1 protein-coding gene and 1 rRNA gene are annotated in these 1,320 nt (G+C 44.5%); both read left to right on the top strand.

Going from position 1 to position 1,320, the window contains the following annotated elements:
* The coding region (locus OCV81_RS15600; RefSeq protein ID WP_262640421.1) for a hypothetical protein at nt 1-317 on the top strand (317 nt) is incomplete at its 5' end.
* A 933-nt stretch (nt 318-1,250) separates the two neighbouring features.
* A 16S ribosomal RNA gene (locus OCV81_RS15595) occupies nt 1,251-1,320 on the top strand; the annotation flags it as partial.

The raw sequence follows: 1,320 nt of genomic DNA, 5'->3' as shown, positions 1-1,320 counted from the left end.
GATTTTTTGCCTTTCGGGGGAGGAATTTTGGCCGGGATTTCCGTGACGTCATTTGCCCTGCTGCATGGAAAAATTCCGGTTCTGTTTGTGGACATGTAGCTCCGTTTCCAGTTTTTCCGGAAATTTTTTTCGGATTTTCTGCCTTTCGGGGGAGGAATTTTGGTCGGGATTTCCCAGCCGGGCGAGGAAAAATGGTCGCCGGGTTCATTTTTTCGTCTTCCGGCTGTCATAAAACTGGCCGTTTTCGGGAAATTCTTGTCCTCCTGTTGGCAAAAAATGGTCTTTCTCGCGAAATTTTTGTCTATCGGATGGTATAAAAATGGCCTTTCTCGCGAAATTTTTGTCCTCCTGTTGGTAAAAAATGGCGATTCTCGGAAGATTTTTGTTCTTTGGATGACATAAAACTGACCGTTCCAGGGGAACAGATCCGGAAAATCCGGGATTTTTTCGGGGGGGGGAGGAACGGATTTTTTCAGGCTTTTCTTTCCGTTCCTTGAAAAAAATGTCCTTGATTGCGGATAAGCTTTACCGTGTTTCGGTTGTTTCTTCTCGTCGGGAACGGTTCATCAACCTGTTTTTTTCTGTGCGCAGCCGCAATTCCTTTATGTGTGCATGCTTCTTCCTGTTTGTCTGCACATGCACGCATGTGCGCGTACACACGCCCGCGCGCCCGCGCGAAATCATAATGTAGGGCTGTTTCCTTCCGTTTTTGAAAGCATCAAAAAACGCTCACATGCAACTGTCTTGTTTACAGGGATTTACAAAAATTCTTCAAAATTTCCGCAAAAAAGTATTGCGTAAAAGTTGCAGAACCGGAAAAAGTGCGTACCTTTGCAACCGCTTTCGAGAGGGAGAGCCGCTGAAGATGACAGACTGGTAAAGAGAGGCAGACTATCAAAGGCGCTGCACCCGAGTATCTTACCTTGCAGGGACGCAAGGGAGCGAGAAAAGGATAAGCCCCGCGAGGTCGTCCTGAAAAACTTTTTCGAAAAAAAAACTTCGGAAAAATTTGGAGGGAAAGAAAAAACGCCTTACCTTTACAAACGCTTTCCCGCTGAAACGGGAGCACGAAAGAAAGATAGTTCTTTGAAAGACTTTAGATAAACAAACGAAGATGTAGTACAAGAAGTAGTCTTATATATAATGTATATATGGGATGAAACAAGAACCGTCAATAACCTGAAAAGGATATAGAAAATCGGTTTCCTGGAACAGAATCAACGGTACCCGCAAGGGTAAGAAAATATTTTACAATGAAGAGTTTGATCCTGGCTCAGGATGAACGCTAGCTACAGGCTTAACACATGCAAGTCGAGGGGC

This window comes from Phocaeicola fibrisolvens (assembly GCF_025567125.1).
Taxonomy (GTDB): Bacteria; Bacteroidota; Bacteroidia; order Bacteroidales; family Bacteroidaceae; genus Phocaeicola; species Phocaeicola fibrisolvens.
The sequence above is the reverse complement of the archived record's forward strand: the minus strand, read 5'-3'. Positions and strand labels throughout refer to the sequence as shown.